Annotated in this window: 15 protein-coding genes; 9 read left to right on the plus strand and 6 right to left on the minus strand. The window is 55.1% G+C overall.

Going from position 1 to position 14,874, the window contains the following annotated elements; genetic code table 11:
• The first annotated feature begins 22 nt into the window (after positions 1-22).
• Genes gcvT through gcvPB form a run of 3 tightly spaced genes read left to right on the plus strand, consistent with a single transcriptional unit; the run spans position 23 to position 3,953 of the window.
• Positions 23-1,147, plus strand: a complete 1,125-nt coding sequence (gene gcvT, locus J2Z70_RS00230; protein WP_209868334.1) for a glycine cleavage system aminomethyltransferase GcvT — start codon at positions 23-25, stop codon at positions 1,145-1,147.
• Positions 1,144-2,496, plus strand: coding sequence for an aminomethyl-transferring glycine dehydrogenase subunit GcvPA (gene gcvPA / locus J2Z70_RS00235; RefSeq protein WP_209868336.1), 1,353 nt, complete (start codon positions 1,144-1,146; stop codon positions 2,494-2,496). Before gcvT ends, gcvPA begins: the two co-directional genes overlap by 4 nt.
• Positions 2,493-3,953 (plus strand): aminomethyl-transferring glycine dehydrogenase subunit GcvPB, encoded by a 1,461-nt coding sequence (gene gcvPB / locus J2Z70_RS00240; protein WP_209868337.1) that lies wholly within the window; start codon positions 2,493-2,495, stop codon positions 3,951-3,953. The genes gcvPA and gcvPB overlap by 4 nt, the downstream gene beginning before the upstream one ends.
• 142 nt (positions 3,954-4,095) lie before the next feature.
• On the opposite strand, the gene J2Z70_RS00245 is transcribed toward gcvPB, so the two are convergent.
• The gene (locus J2Z70_RS00245) at positions 4,096-4,869 is read right to left on the minus strand and encodes a helix-turn-helix domain-containing protein (RefSeq protein WP_209868339.1); all 774 of its coding nucleotides are present in this window, start codon (positions 4,867-4,869) and stop codon (positions 4,096-4,098) included.
• Positions 4,870-5,079: 210 nt separating this feature from the next.
• Here J2Z70_RS00245 and J2Z70_RS00250 point away from each other — a divergent pair, with 210 nt between their 5' ends.
• From J2Z70_RS00250 to J2Z70_RS00265, 4 genes are all read left to right on the plus strand, one after another.
• Positions 5,080-5,430, plus strand: a complete 351-nt coding sequence (locus tag J2Z70_RS00250) for a hypothetical protein (RefSeq protein WP_209868341.1) — start codon at positions 5,080-5,082, stop codon at positions 5,428-5,430.
• A 175-nt stretch (positions 5,431-5,605) separates the two neighbouring features.
• Positions 5,606-6,655, plus strand: coding sequence for an ABC transporter ATP-binding protein (locus J2Z70_RS00255; RefSeq protein WP_342592980.1), 1,050 nt, complete (start codon positions 5,606-5,608; stop codon positions 6,653-6,655).
• On the plus strand, positions 6,633-7,442 hold the full coding sequence (locus J2Z70_RS00260) for an ABC transporter permease (RefSeq protein WP_209868344.1): 810 nt from the start codon (positions 6,633-6,635) through the stop codon (positions 7,440-7,442). The genes J2Z70_RS00255 and J2Z70_RS00260 overlap by 23 nt, the downstream gene beginning before the upstream one ends.
• A gap of 19 nt (positions 7,443-7,461) precedes the next feature.
• Positions 7,462-8,259: an ABC transporter permease gene (locus J2Z70_RS00265; RefSeq protein WP_209868346.1), complete on the plus strand. Its 798-nt coding sequence runs from the start codon at positions 7,462-7,464 to the stop codon at positions 8,257-8,259.
• Positions 8,260-8,278: 19 nt separating this feature from the next.
• Here the strand turns inward: J2Z70_RS00265 and J2Z70_RS00270 are convergent, their stop codons facing one another.
• The 5 genes from J2Z70_RS00270 to J2Z70_RS00290 all read right to left on the minus strand — a co-directional run bounded on the left by J2Z70_RS00270 (position 8,279) and on the right by J2Z70_RS00290 (position 13,131).
• Complete coding sequence (locus J2Z70_RS00270) at positions 8,279-9,133, minus strand: RodZ family helix-turn-helix domain-containing protein (protein WP_209868348.1); 855 nt, start codon at positions 9,131-9,133, stop codon at positions 8,279-8,281.
• 295 nt (positions 9,134-9,428) lie between these two features.
• The gene (locus tag J2Z70_RS00275; RefSeq protein WP_209868349.1) at positions 9,429-9,752 is read right to left on the minus strand and encodes an L-rhamnose mutarotase; all 324 of its coding nucleotides are present in this window, start codon (positions 9,750-9,752) and stop codon (positions 9,429-9,431) included.
• Positions 9,753-9,860: 108 nt separating this feature from the next.
• Complete coding sequence (locus tag J2Z70_RS00280; protein WP_342592966.1) at positions 9,861-11,021, minus strand: ABC transporter permease; 1,161 nt, start codon at positions 11,019-11,021, stop codon at positions 9,861-9,863.
• Positions 11,014-12,180, minus strand: a complete 1,167-nt coding sequence (locus J2Z70_RS00285) for an ABC transporter permease (protein ID WP_209868351.1) — start codon at positions 12,178-12,180, stop codon at positions 11,014-11,016. The genes J2Z70_RS00280 and J2Z70_RS00285 overlap by 8 nt, the downstream gene beginning before the upstream one ends.
• A 15-nt stretch (positions 12,181-12,195) precedes the next feature.
• On the minus strand, positions 12,196-13,131 hold the full coding sequence (locus tag J2Z70_RS00290; protein ID WP_209868353.1) for an ABC transporter ATP-binding protein: 936 nt from the start codon (positions 13,129-13,131) through the stop codon (positions 12,196-12,198).
• 194 nt (positions 13,132-13,325) lie between these two features.
• Here J2Z70_RS00290 and J2Z70_RS00295 point away from each other — a divergent pair, with 194 nt between their 5' ends.
• Both J2Z70_RS00295 and J2Z70_RS00300 read left to right on the plus strand, forming a co-directional pair.
• Positions 13,326-14,489, plus strand: a complete 1,164-nt coding sequence (locus J2Z70_RS00295; RefSeq protein WP_209868354.1) for a sensor histidine kinase — start codon at positions 13,326-13,328, stop codon at positions 14,487-14,489.
• A gap of 120 nt (positions 14,490-14,609) precedes the next feature.
• Entirely contained in the window at positions 14,610-14,762 is a 153-nt protein-coding gene (locus J2Z70_RS00300) for a hypothetical protein (RefSeq protein WP_209868356.1), read from the plus strand.
• Positions 14,763-14,874 lie beyond the last annotated feature (112 nt).

Consider the following 14,874-nt stretch of genomic DNA (forward strand, 5'->3'; position numbering starts at 1 on the left):
TCAAAGCCAAGGGAGTGACGAGATGGAGTCTTTGAGAAGAACGCCTTTTTATGATCTCTATGCCGCGTATGCGGAGTCCAGGTGTATTGATTTTGGCGGCTGGGAGCTGCCGGTTCAGTTCACAGGGATCGTGAAGGAGCATGAAGCCGTCCGCAATCAGGCCGGACTGTTCGATGTCTCCCACATGGGAGAATTCATGGTTACCGGAGAGGGCGCAGAAGCCTTCCTTCAGAGAATGACCACGAATGATGTCAGCCGCCTGGAAGACGGCGCAGCGCAGTATACTCTGATGCTCTATCCAAGCGGCGGAGTGGTGGACGATCTGCTCGTATACCGTCTGGGCGAGGAGCGTTACATGCTTGTCGTCAATGCGTCGAATATCGACAAGGACTTCCAGTGGCTGCAGGAGCATCTCACCGCCGAGTTCAGCGGGGTTACCCTGAAGAATATTTCGGATGAGACCCTGCTGCTCGCTTTGCAGGGACCGCTGGCCGAGACCATCCTTGCCAAAGTGACGGACGCTCCTCTAACGGAACTCAAGCCTTTTCACTTCATCGAACACGCCGAGGTCTGCGGCGTCAGCGTCCTGCTCTCCCGCTCCGGATATACCGGTGAGGATGGCTTCGAGCTGTACGCTCCTGCTGATACGGCGGCTACCCTCTGGAACGGCCTGCTGGAAGCAGGCGCTCCGCATGGCCTGACTCCTGCCGGACTCGGCGCACGCGACACGCTGCGCTTCGAGGCCAAACTGCCGCTGTACGGCCAGGAGCTGTCGGCGGATATCACTCCACTCGAAGCCGGTGTCCAGTTCTTCGTGAAGCTGGATACAGGGGACTTCATCGGCCGTGACGCCCTGCTGAAGCAGAAGGAAGCCGGTCTGCCCCGTCGTCTTGTGGGCCTGGAGATGATCGACCGCGGCATTCCCCGCTCCCACTATCCCGTATACGCGGATGGAGTGAAGATCGGTGAAGTCACAACCGGCACCCAATCCCCCACTCTGAAGCGGAATCTCGGACTCGCCCTGCTGGATACTGCCTATACGGAGATCGGTACAGAGGTGTACGTAGAGATCCGCGGCAAGCAGCTCAAGGCTGCCGTCATCAAAGCCCCATTCTACAAAAGAAGCCAAGGAGTGAAGCCGCAATGAAGCACCGCTATCTGCCTATGACCGGGCAAGACCGCGCAGAAATGATGGAAACCGTAGGCATCCAGTCCATCGATGAGCTGTTCGCCGATATTCCGCAGTCTGTCCGTTACCAGGGAACCCTGCCGATGTCCGGTGCGCTGGATGAGTACGCACTGCTTCGCCACATGAAGGGGCTAGCTAACAAGAATGCTGATTTCGATACCCATGCCAGCTTCCTTGGCGCCGGATTATACGATCACCATGTTCCGGTCGTCATCAACCATGTGATTTCCCGTTCGGAATTCTATACCGCCTATACCCCTTATCAGCCGGAGATCAGTCAGGGTGAGCTCCAGGCGATCTTCGAATTCCAATCCTATATCTGTGAACTGACCGGGATGAAGGTCGCCAATGCAAGTATGTATGACGGTGCAACGGCCCTGTCCGAAGCGGCTGTGCTGGCCGCAGGCGCCACCAAACGCAAGAAGCTGATTGTCTCCCGTACGGTTCACCCGGAAGCGCGTCAGGTGCTGCGTACCTCCGCCAACGCCTGGGGCCTGCAAATTGTAGAGATTGATTATGCTGACGGGGTAACTGATCTCGCCAAGCTGGCTGAAGCCATCGACAGCGATACGGCTGCCGTTCTGGTTCAGTCGCCCAACTTCTTCGGCGGTATTGAAGATCTGCGCCAGATCGAGCCGCTGATCCATGCGGTCAAGGGACTGCTCGTGGTCAGCGCGAACCCCATTGCACTTGGCGTATTGGAGTCCCCCGGACGGCTTGGCGCAGACATCGTAGTCGGCGACGCGCAGCCGCTGGGTATCGCCGCATCACTGGGTGGACCCACCTGCGGATTCTTCGCAGTGGCCGAACCGCTCATGCGCCGGATGCCGGGCCGGATCGTCGGCCAGACCGTTGACCGGAATGGCAAGCGCGGCTTCGTACTGACGCTGCAAGCCCGCGAACAGCATATCCGCCGGGAGAAGGCGACCTCAAATATCTGCTCCAACCAGGCGCTCTTGGCGCTGTGCGCTTCCGTCTACCTGTCCGTGATGGGTAAGGAGGGCATGCGCGAGGTTGGTGAGCTGAACATCCGCAAGAGTCACTATGCCGCTGGGCGGCTGGCTGAAATCACCGGCGCTGAGCGCGTCTTCACTGCCCCGTTCTTCAATGAATTCGTCCTGAAGCTCCCGGAGGGCAGCAGTGTGAGTGCAGTGAACTCCAAGCTGCTGAAGGAAGGCTATCTGGGCGGTTATGACTTAGGCCGGGATTATCCCGAGCTGTCCGGACATATGCTGGTTGCCGTAACGGAGAAACGAAGCAAGACCGAAATTGACGAATTCGCAAGCGCACTGGAGGGCTGTGTATGAAACCGGAACAAAGTCTGATTTTTGAATTAAGCCGTCCCGGCCGCTCGGCCTACTCCCTGCCCCTATGTGATGTGCCGCAGGACGAAGGCATTGACTCCCTCCTTCCCGAAGGGCTGCTGCGCAGTGAGCCGGTCGTACTGCCGGAGGTATCGGAAGTGGATGTCATCCGCCACTATACCGCCCTGTCCCGCCGCAACTTCGGAGTCGATAACGGCTTCTATCCGCTCGGCTCCTGCACGATGAAATACAACCCAAAGATCAACGAGGATGTCGCCCGCTTCCCGGGACTCTCCAAGATCCATCCGTACCAGCCGGAAGAGAGCATCCAGGGTGCGCTTGAACTGATGTACACGCTGCAAAAGGATCTCGCCGCCCTGACCGGCATGGATGCCGTATCCCTGCAGCCTGCTGCCGGAGCCCATGGCGAGTGGACCGGCCTGATGATGATCCGCGCCTACCATGAGAGCCGCGGAGAGGTCCGCTCCAAGGTCATCGTGCCCGATTCCTCGCACGGCACCAACCCGGCGAGCGCCGCCGCAGCGGGACTCGACACCGTGACCATTCCCTCCAACGACAAGGGAATGGTCGATCTCGAAGCGCTGAAGGCAGCTGTCGGCAGCGACACCGCCGCGCTTATGCTCACGAACCCGAGTACTCTTGGACTCTTCGAGACGCAGATCGTCGAGATCGCCGCAATTGTCCATGAAGCGGGCGGCCTGCTCTATTATGATGGAGCGAACTCCAACGCGATTATGGGCATTACCCGCCCGGGCGATATGGGCTTCGATGTGGTGCATCTCAACCTGCACAAGACAATGAGTACCCCGCACGGCGGCGGAGGTCCGGGAGCCGGACCGGTCGGCGTGAAGGCGAAGCTGATCCCGTTCCTGCCGCAGCCTACTGTGGTCCGCAGCGAAGACGGCAGCTTCTCGCTGGACAGCGGCGGGCCGGAATCGATCGGCCGCGTCAAAGCCTTTTACGGCAACTTCGGGATTCTCGTCCGTGCTTATGCTTACATCCGTACCTACGGTCCCGACGGCCTGCGCGAGGTGTCCGAGAACGCTGTGCTGAACGCCAACTATATGATGCACCGGCTGGCTCCTTACTTCGAGATTCCCTTCCCGGGGGTCTGCAAGCATGAGTTCGTCATGTCCGGTAAGAACCTTAAGCAATACGGTGTACGTACCCTCGATGTAGCCAAACGGCTGCTCGACTTCGGCTATCATCCGCCAACCGTCTACTTCCCGCTGACGGTAGAGGAATGTATGATGATTGAGCCGACCGAGACCGAGAGCAAGGAGACGCTCGATGGCTTCATTGAGACGATGATCCGAATCGTTAAGGAAGCGGAGGAAACCCCGGAGATTGTCATTAACGCACCGCATACGACTGAAATCAGCCGCCTGGATGAAACGCAGGCCGCGCGTAAGCCGGTACTGAATTGCTCCTGCGGTTAACCTTCTGCCTTTCATTAAGAAATAGAAGGATAATGGATAGCGTAAAACATATAAATTCTATATTTTCAAATAGCCGGGTCAGGGATACGTTGGTATCGCTGCCCGGCTATTTAATGTATGTATCTGATGCAGCTTCCTCCGGCTATGGCGTAAGCCGCCTCACGAACTGGAAGCGGTCATTCACCCGCATTTTACTATAGATACTCTTCAGCATATTGCGCACGGTGCCTTCACTGATCCCGAGGTCGCTTCCGATATGCAGCGCACTCTTCTCCATCAGCCATAGCCTTGCTACCTCCTGCTCCCGCGCGGTCAGCTTATACTCCAGTAATGTGGATTCAAGCCGGTACTGCTGCATCTCCGGGTTCTTCTCCATCCACTTCTCCATAATATTCTCAGCAATCTGCTGCACGAATGGAATGGCGAATTCAATCGGCTCTCCTCTATTAAAAGAAATATCAACATACCCGTAAACGCTATCATCATCCTGCAGCGGAGCGCATACACAGTTCCAGTCGCGGAAGGTCTGATCCGTATGCTCCGTTCCCCGCACCACCCCGATGCAGTTCATCTCCATCGCCAGCGATACGGCATTCATCCCCGCCTGCTGCCTGCTTAAGCTGACCCCCGGACGCAGCTCCGCCTGCTCCATCTCGGCCTGCGTCTCCGAAGAAGAATAGACCAGCTCCAGAATAGTCCCCGCCTTGTCCGTCAGGAACACCACATAAGGAATCGAGAGCAGCTGGCTTAATTTGTTCATTTCACTGCGGATCGAAGAAATCATAGCTCTATGGTAGATATGCTCCCTGGATTCTTCGGAAGTACCCGCTACGGACATTCCGCTCTGGACATCAACTTGGGGTGCATCCAGCGGCCGGAAGGCTTCAAGTTCGCTTGCTTCTAAATCCCCAGGCATACTCCATGCTCTTGATTGATTAAAGACTCTCACAAACGATCCCTCCATTTTTACCAATTACTATATAATCAATTTTAAAAGAAAGCATTATAACATACAATTACGGAATAATGAACATTCAGTATTGGATCTGTAAATCCCCGCGTTAGCGCTGTAAAATGTAGAAATCTGTTCACTCTTATATTTCTACATCATTCCAGGAGGTTCGACATGCTTCGCATCGGCTATCTATCGGCTGCCCTTAATCTGGCTACCGCCATGGTGTCATTCCTGCGCTTCGGAAGTAATTATGCCCTGCTCATCATGGCCAGCTATTCACTCTTAACCCTTGCGGGATATCGGCTGCTGCAGAACAAAAGAACATTATATCTGATCCCTCTGCTTACCTTCAGCTGTTCATTCCTCTTATACAACGTGACCTATGTATTGTTGAAGCAGATTAACCTCGTAGACCTGTATGCTGTAGACTGGAGACTGGAGGTTCAGCTGGCGCTTCCCCTGCTGGTAGGGTTCTCCGTCCAGACTATCCTTAAGCGTAGCGGCAAATCCCGGCTGGTGTAGGCTATACGGGGCTGCCGCTTTTTTTTGCAAAATCGACCTAATCTGATAGTTTTCGACATCCGCTCAGTGATATATTTACTCTTACGTCATTCAGAACGCTGAGGATTCAGAATTTTTCTCGCAGCCATCTGCGGTAACGCTTTCAACGCAATGAACAGGAGGGTTAAGCTTGAGTATGATTGAAGCCAGAGGACTGAGTAAGTCCTTTATGCAGGCGGTGAAGGAGCCCGGCCTAAAGGGAGCGGTGAAGCATCTGTTCCTGCCCCGGCATATTGAGAAGGTGGCGGTCAAGCCGTTGGATCTGAGGATTGAAGCGGGGGAGACAGTGGCCTACGTGGGACCGAATGGTGCCGGTAAATCGACCACCATCAAGATGCTGACCGGCATTCTGATGCCTTCCTCCGGGAGTATCTCGGTGAACGGGATCAATCCGTACCGCAAAAGAATGGAAAACGCCGCCCAGATCGGCGCAGTCTTCGGGCAGCGCACCCAGCTGTGGTGGGATATTCCGATTGCCGAGTCCTTTTCGCTGCTGAAGGATATCTACCAGATTCCGGATGCCCTCTATAGGAAGAACATGGACTTGTTCACCGAAATGCTCGGGATGAGCGAATTCATCCACCTGTCCGCGCGGAAGCTTTCGCTGGGTCAGCGTATGCGTGCCGATCTGGCCGCAGCCCTGCTGCATAATCCGCCGATTCTGTATCTCGATGAGCCGACGATTGGCCTTGACGTATCCGTGAAGGAGAAGATCCGCGGGTTCATCAAGCAGATCAACCAGGAGCAGCAGACGACCGTGATGCTGACAACCCATGATTTGGGCGACATCGAGGACCTGTGCAAGCGGCTGGTCATTATCGATCATGGCGCGATTATTTATGACGGTACGCTGAGCGAGGTCAAGGCCCGTTTTGCCAAAAACCGCGTCATCTTCTTCCAGGTACGCTCCCCTATGCCGGAATTGTACGCGTTGCTGGAGCATAGCCCCGGGCTGAAGCTGGAACAGCAGAGCAGCCAGGAGTTCTCGGTCACTTTTGACCGGTATGAGTATACCGCCAGTGAAGTGGTTAGCCGGGTGATGAAGCATGGGGAGGTACTCGATTTCCGCATGGAGGACACCCATATTGAGCAGGTCATTAAGGCTGTCTATGACGGACATCTGGACTTGAACGAGCACCGGGGAGCAAGGGGGCAGGCACACCATGACGACAGCAGCCCGGCTTAACAAATACAGAAGCATTGCCAATCGCTCTCTGCAAAATGTGATGGCCTACCGGAACTCCTATATCATTAATTTACTCGCAAACTCAATTAATCTCGTAGCGATCTTCTTCCTCTGGCAGGGAATCTATGGCGGGCGCGAGGCGGTGGGCGGCTACTCCTGGGATCAGATGAAAACCTATCTGCTGGTGACCTTCCTGGCCAATTCCGTCTTATCCTGGTATTCCGAGACCGCTATCTCCGGCAAAATCCTGGACGGCAGCGTCGCCATGGACCTGCTGAAGCCGATTGATTTCCAGACGGCCCGTTTCGCCGAGACCTTGGGTGCCAGCCTGCTGGAGGGGGCAATGAGTACGGTTCTGCTGATCGTGTTCGCCACCTTCCTTACCGGAGTGACCTTCCCCCACTCGCCGATCGTCTATCTGCTGTTTGCGGTCAGTCTGCTCTGCGCGGTGGTGGTCAAATTCGGCGTGGTCTATCTGGCGGCTCTGTTATGCTTCTGGTCGACGGGTTCACTGGGGATTGTCTGGACGCGGATTGCGCTCACAAACCTGCTGTCGGGCGCGCTGGTGCCATTGGCCTTCTTCCCGGACTGGCTGGAAAAGCTGGCGCTGCTGCTGCCCTTCCAGGCCATCATTCATACGCCGACGATGATCTTCCTGCAGCAGGCAGATACGTGGGAAAGCCTGCGGCTGATCGGGATTCAGCTCTTTTGGGGGGCAGGACTCTGGATGGCGGGCAAAGCCATGTGGAACTGGGCGGTCCGCCAGGTGACCATTCATGGGGGCTAAGGCGGAAGGAGGACGCAGAATGAAAATATCGCAAATGCTCTATCTCTATAGAAGGCTGTATGTGCAGCAGCTTAAGGCGATTCTGGAGTATAATAAAGACTTTTACATCCTGATGTGTTCGGCAGCCTTGACGCAGGTACTCGGGTTCGTCTTCCTGTGGGTGATCTATGACCGGATTCCAGATATTCAGGGCTGGCAGTTCTGGGAGGTTACCTTCATGTACGCTATGATCTTCCTGACGGAGGGGGCGGGTTCGCTGTTCTTCGAGGGCAGCTGGCGGCTGGGCAGGCTGGTCAACACAGGGGAGCTGGACCGTTATCTGCTGCGGCCGGTGCCGGTGGTTCTTCAGGTGTTCTGCACGGGGATTGGGATTAACGGACTCGGCAATCTGCTCATCGGCGGGGTGATCATCTGGCAGTCGCTTGTGCACAGCCCTATCCACTGGACAGCGGGCAAGGCCGCTATTCTTATCCTGTTATTCGTCACAGCGGTCATTATCCGGGTATCCATTAACCTCATGGGTAACTCGGCGGCCTTCTGGATTCGCAATGCCGGGAATGCATTCCCGCTAATGGTGCATAATCTGTCCGATCTGGCCAAATATCCGATTACCCTGTTTCCGCAGGCGATCCGCATCTTCATTTCTACGGTGCTGCCCTATGCGTTCATCAGCTTCTACCCGGCAACCTATATTTTCGGCAAAAGCGGCTGGTCCGGCTGGTGGCTCCTCGCCCCTGTCGCGGCTATCGGAAGCGCGGCAGCGGCTTACGGAGTCTTCCGGTACGGCCTGTCCCGGTATGAGAGTACGGGGAACTGAATGTTAGTGTAAATCACCTCTAACGTGCGATAAACTGCCGCTTCTCCAGATCCAAGTCGTATACCCGTGGCTTCAGCTCCGGGTCACCGCCAGCACCCTCAGGCGAGTGCACCACTAACTGTTCGTTCTGGTTGGCCGGGAACGGCGGCAGCTCTGAATAGACCAGTGTATCGTGTACGATCTCCCCCTGCTTGAAGGATAACGGAAACACTTCTCCACTCGCCTTATCCATAGCAAAGGCGTAAGCAACCAGTCCATGCCCGGACTTGTATTGGGGAGCAAGCAGATACACTTCTGCATTCTTGAAGCTGACTTGACCGAACTCCAGAACCTGGTCTGTTGGGCGTACGAATAAGAAGGCGGGCAGCTTAAGCAATACCTGATCCTGCTTCTCCGCCCGGTATACGATGGAGTAATCAGCCTGATACGTCTGCTCCCCTTCAAGACCGTCATTGCTGGAAACATTGAGATGCCCCCGCTCCTCCGGGCTGCTTGAGATCATCAGTAGCTCGCCTTGTCCCGCTGAGGTTCTTGCCCGAACTGTCCCTTCGGCATTCACAGAATCGATAATGACCGATCCGGCCAGACCATCCGGCGGGAACTGGCTGGTGAGGCCAGCTGTAGTTATCGCAGTCGCTGAGGATGCAGTTTCTGCGTCTGCTGGTGAAGCACTTGGTGCAGATGAAACAGTCTGTGCAGGGGCAGTAGGAGTTGCCGATGGCGACGCAGAAGCAGATACTAAGGCAGACGGAGCCGATTCTGCCCCCGGCGTACCGGTGACGGATGTATTTTGGCTGCTGCACCCCAGCAGCAGGCTAAGCGACAGGACCGTGCCTGCTGCCAGTGTTGTAGCTGTAGACCGGATAGGACTCATTCCCCTCTAATCGTTTTTTTTGAGTACAACCCATTATATAAGATTATCACGGTCCACAAATTTAGAGATTGTCTTATTTTCTTTAAAAAATAGTCATCGGAACATGCCCTTGAGCAGCGGCAGCGTGACAATTGTGGTAACAATTTGCTGTCCCCACTCCTTTTGTCCTAAAAAAATCCATAAAACAATAAAGAGAAGCCTTGGTGACAGGCTCCTCCTAATAACACTGAATTATTCAGCTCACTTCAAACGATTCTCTCCAGTATAGCTCCAATGAACATTCCTCTAAACTGGACTACTTCAGATAAAAGACCTCCCGCAGCGGCACCATCGGAACCGCATCGTTGAAATCGAAGGAACCCTCGACCATCTTCGAGGTGATCGCATTCCAGCGGTTGCAGGCCTCACTCCCGGCGATGTAGGCGAATGCGGCTTCTGTATTATCACATTCAAAGCAATAGAAGAACTGGTTGCCGTTCTGAAAAATAGAGTAGTTGCGGATGCCCGCCTTGCTGTGCTCCTCAAGAATCTCCGGCCATGGCTCCAGATGCATCTGTACGTATTTCTCTAAGTATTCCTCTTTCACCTTCCAGGTCCAAGCCAGCTTATTGCTGCCCATCCTCGTATCCTCCTGTCATATTTTCCTTTGATTCGATCATATCACATAATTATATGATTTGAATATGTCCGATTTAGACATGGAGGGCAGCAAAGATACGCTTCGACCTCAGGTACTGATTCCGGCTTCATTCGGACGAAGAATGGCAGAGCCAATCGCCAGCAGAACGGCAGCCATCAGGCCCAGGATTGCAAACGGCATCCACAGCTCGTTCCAGCCGCCACCGGTCGCGGCAATGTCTACCGCTTGTATCGCCCATTTCTGCGGTGTAAAGTTGGCCAGCTTCTGCATATATTCCGGCATGATGGAGACGGGCCAGAAGCAGCCGCCCAGCATGCAGGTAGGGGTAAGAATCAGCGAATTCAGCATCCCGGCATTGCGCGGATTACGGATCAGCCCAGCAACGGTGCTGGCAATCCCCATGGAGACCAGCATGAAGGCCGCCAGAACCAGGAAGTAGAGAAAGAGCGGCATCTCATAATCGTAGCGGAGCACCCATTTGCCCAGCACCAGCACGACAAGGATCTGAATCATTCCTACAAGAAAGCTGCCCAGGAAGTTGCCAAGCGCAATTTCATAAGAACGGACTGGAGCGCTGAACATGCGCATCATGGTACGCCCTCTGCGGTCATCCGTGATCTGGGAGACGGAGCTGGTCACCAGTGCCATCAGGAACATAAGTGTCATCCCTGTAACCACGCCCAGCGTCTGCCGCGGATAGAGATCATAATCGGTACGGGTGCTGCCCACGTTGTGCTGCTCCGACTGCTTCAGCACAGCAGCGAGCTGCGCCTGCATATCTCCTGTTCCTCCGCTGGCGGCAGCAACGGTATGTGCTGCTTCGGCAATTTGAGCGGCAGTGGCGGTGATCTTCATCTTCATCATGATTGAGCTTTCGCTTGCCCGAAGCTCATAGATGTTGATCTGAAGCGGGTCCCCCGCCATTAAGGCGGCAGTGTACCCGGCAGGAATGAACACCCCCACCGTTCCCTCCTGCTTAATTGTCGCTTCCTTCAAAGCGGCCTCATCCCCGCGCGGTTCGAACTTATATTCTCCGGCCTGCTCCAGCTCCGTAATCAAATGTCTGCCGGCTGCCCCCGTATCCGAGTTGGCATATAGAACGGTTGCCGGTCCCTCCGCCATCCCTCCGGTAAGGGAGATAATCGCTGCCACCACTATACCGGGAAGCAGAATGAATACCATAAGTCCCCTGAAAGTGCCAATGCTTCGTCTGATCATATTCCAGGCAATGATTAATATTTTATCCACGGTAACCCACCTTCCGGTATGAGACAATCACTGCCGCGAACAAGGCCACGCTGATGAAGCACATCACCCACAGATTCGGCAAAAGCTGCTCCAGACCGGAATGCAGCATCATCCGGATGACTGCCTGCTGCACCCAATGGTTAAGCGTGAATGCACCTGCACTGTTCACCCAGGAATCGGGAAGCGGCGCCATTCCTCCGCTGACGAAGGTCATCACTATAGTCAGGACACTAATGATGTTCGTAGCCGTCGCCGAGGTCCGGCTGAAGAGGCAGATCAGTACGCCCAGCGTCATCGAGGCGGCAATCATCAGCAGACAGAACAGCAGCAGCAGTCCCGGGCGGTTCCCCCAGTAGACGCCGAACAGCCAGTCAGACAGCAGAATAATCGTAAGGCACTGCAGGATGCTGACCAGGCCTACGCCGAGCATTTTGCCGATGAACAGATGACTGTCTTTTACCGGCATGGAATGGATTCTGAACAGCGTATGGTTCTCTTTATCGTTAAAAAGTGAGGCTGTCACAGTAAGTCCGCTATACATCAGGAACATCAGCAGCATGGACGCTGCATAGAACTGGGCCGCCGAATAGGTCTTCCCGCCATTGTTCAGATCCCCCAGCACCACCCCCGGCTTCCCGGCAGGTGCCGTAGTCGCTGTAAGAGCCTGTGGTCCAAGGGTTACGGCTGCCGCCTGCTTATAATTCAGCTCCATCAGCAGATTGTCGAAGGCTGTTCCGGCGACCCGGTTATCGTCATGGCTCCTGCCCAGAATGAACTCCAGGTTCGCCTTTTTACCACTCTGCACCTCCTGGTCGAAGCCCGGGGGAACAATCACCCCATAGGCATATTTACTGGTACGCAGCCCGCTCTCCGCAGCTTCACGGCTCTCTGTCTTGACAGGAATAATGAGCCCCTTCACCTCAGCCGACTCCAGAAAAGCCGTAAGGATCGCAGATGCCTCTGCCCCTCCGCCTCCGCTATTCACAATAGCTACACGTACAGGCTTGATCTCATCTGCCCCCTGTACCCCGACCACCCCGGAGAGCGAAGCGCCCAAGAGGAAGATCAGCACCAGCGGCAGCAGAAACATATTAAGCAGCAACGTGCGTGAACGGAGCTGTCTGCGCAGCTCAAACCCCATAATGATCCAGATATTCACACCTATCCCCCCTCTCTAATCCCGCAAGGTGCGGCCGGTCAGACTAAGGAACAAGGTCTCCAGATCCGGCTCTTCAATATTCAGGGAGGCAATGACCCCCTCGTGCTTGGAGAAAATAAACAGAATATCCTGGAGCGCACTTTGCGAGGAGGGAAGATACAGCTCTATCGCATCCTGCACCGCTTCTACCCGGTTGATCCGGGGATGCTGCCCCAGCTCGTTCACTAAGGCAGGGGTGATGCCCGCTGCCTTCACAACGATTTTCTCCTCGTGGGCCACCCGTTCGCGCAGCTCGTTCTCCGTACCGCAGGCAATAATATGCCCCTGGTCCATAATGGCCACCCGGTCACAGATCGCAGCGACCTCCTCCATATAATGGCTGGTGTAGATCACCGACGACCCCATCTTATTCAAAGCCTTCACGGATTCCAGAATATGATTGCGTGACTGCGGATCAATGCCGACTGTGGGTTCATCCATAATAATCAGGCGCGGCCGGTGCATGATGGCACAGGCGATATTCAGCCGTCTTTTCATCCCTCCCGAGAAGGTTGACGGTTTATCCTTCGCCCGGTCGCTTAGGCCGGTGAACTCCAGCGCCTCCCACGTCCGCTCCTTCAGCAGTTGTCCGCGCAGCCCATAGAGTCTGCCGAAAAAGCTTACATTATCGCTTGCCGTCATATTCTCGTATAACGCCAGCTCCTGGGGCACAAGCCCGATGCGCTTTTTCACCTCAAGCGGCCGCTCCCGTACGGACAGCCCGTCGATAATAATATCGCCGCTGTCGGCTTGAAGCAGCCCGCAGATCATGCTGATGGTCGTGCTTTTCCCGGCACCGTTCGGGCCCAGCAGGCCGAAGATTTCACCCTCCTGTATATTGAAATTCACGTGATCCACAATCAGCTTACCGTCATATCTCTTCACAACATCGCTCAGTACTGCTAGTGCCATTGCCGATGCCCCCTGTTCCTTCATTCTCGTATTCTTATTGTACAGTAGGGCGGACACAGCCGAAGGTACTAAAGGTCATGATCCAGAGGTGACGAAAGTCATCTCCTGAAGGGCAGCACTCTTATGCTAAGATGGTTATACCTGAGAAGAATGTTGACCGATTAGGGATATTTTATCTAAAAGGATGAGCTTACTTGACCAGAGAACTGATTTTGCTGCGCTACAGCCTGCTAATAATCCCGGCGATCCTCTCAATTCAAGTCTATGAATTCGCGGACTATGACTGGTTCACTCTGCATTTCATGCTGCTGATGCTGCTGGTCACACTGGGTGCAAGGCAATCTAGGCCTCTCTACACTCTGACCGGAGGCATGGAGCTGATCCTCACCGCTTGGCTTTGTTACGAATACGGGCCTCTGATGGTTTTTCCGGCCTTGTCTGCGGTGATCTCCTATACCCGGCGGCAGCCCAAGAATACGGCCCTCACCTTCTTCTGTATTCATCTGGCCCTGCTGAATGCCGCCCTGCTTCATGGTGCTCCGGCAGTGCTTGTGTTCACGAACCTTACCTTCCTGCTCTGTGCCGGCTTGAATCTGCTGCTGCTCCGCACAGGGCGCGGGCGTGCCGATACCTTATTCCTCTATGATGAGCTGCGCAAAAAGCATTTCGAGCTGGAAGAGGCCCGCGCAAGGCTCCTCCAGTTCACCTCGCAAATAGAGGTGGCTGCGCAGGCAGAAGAACGTGTGCGGATCGCCCGCCAGCTGCATGATGACATCGGCCACCGGCTGATCCGGGTCAAGATGATGACCGAAGCGGCCATCCACACCCTCCCTGCCGCACCGGAAACGGGACTCCAGATGATGAACCAGATCCGGGATCAGCTCTCGGGCAGTATGGATGATATGCGTGCGGCGCTGAAGCGGATTAACCCTGCTCCGCAGCTTGAAGGAGCCTATGCGCTGGACCGGCTGCTGGAAGAAGTGGGCCGCGATACAGGTGTTTCCACCTCCTATACGGTGCAAGGGATTCCTTATCCGCTCTATCCGAGCCTTCAGGTTGTGCTGTACACCAATGCCCGGGAGGCCATCACCAATGCGCTGCGGCACGGGCAGGCCAGCTCCGTATGGGTGGAGGTCACCTATACGGAGCATGAGGTGCGGATGGAGACCGGCAATAACGGGAAGCTGCCCGAGGAGGAGGCTCTGCACAAGCTGCACCATACTGGCGGAATGGGCCTGAAAGGCATGCACGAACGCAGCGCCCTGATTGGCGGAACGCTGGAGCTGCGACTGCAGCCGCAGTTCACGGTCATCACACGGCTGCCCGTGTATCGGCAGCCGGAGGGATTGCTGCGCTGAAGGGGGAGTAGGCGTGAGAGTGGGGCTGTGGGAAGCTGGCTATAGCCATAGCGTACATATAACTGACGGGGAACTGATGGGAAGGCGGATCGAGATACAGGTGTTATATGCTAACAACTTGTGGATCTGGGGGGAACTGCTCTCTCTCTGGCAGAAGCAAGTGGAAAAACGTATCTTAATTTCACAGTTTCTGATGTTTCCAGGGTATTAGTTGGAAAAACAGCATCTACTGTCGATGATTTTACTGCTGCGGGGCAGATTGGGAACAATTAAGTGTTGTTTGTCCAACTGTTGTCCCCAGAGAGGCCACTCGTTGATCAGCAAGTGCTCAAAATCCAACTATATTCCCCCATCATAACATCGGCAGACGAGTCAGTTCTCCAAC

This window comes from Paenibacillus silagei (assembly GCF_017874735.1).
GTDB classification, from domain to species: Bacteria; Bacillota; Bacilli; order Paenibacillales; family Paenibacillaceae; genus Paenibacillus_AQ; species Paenibacillus_AQ silagei.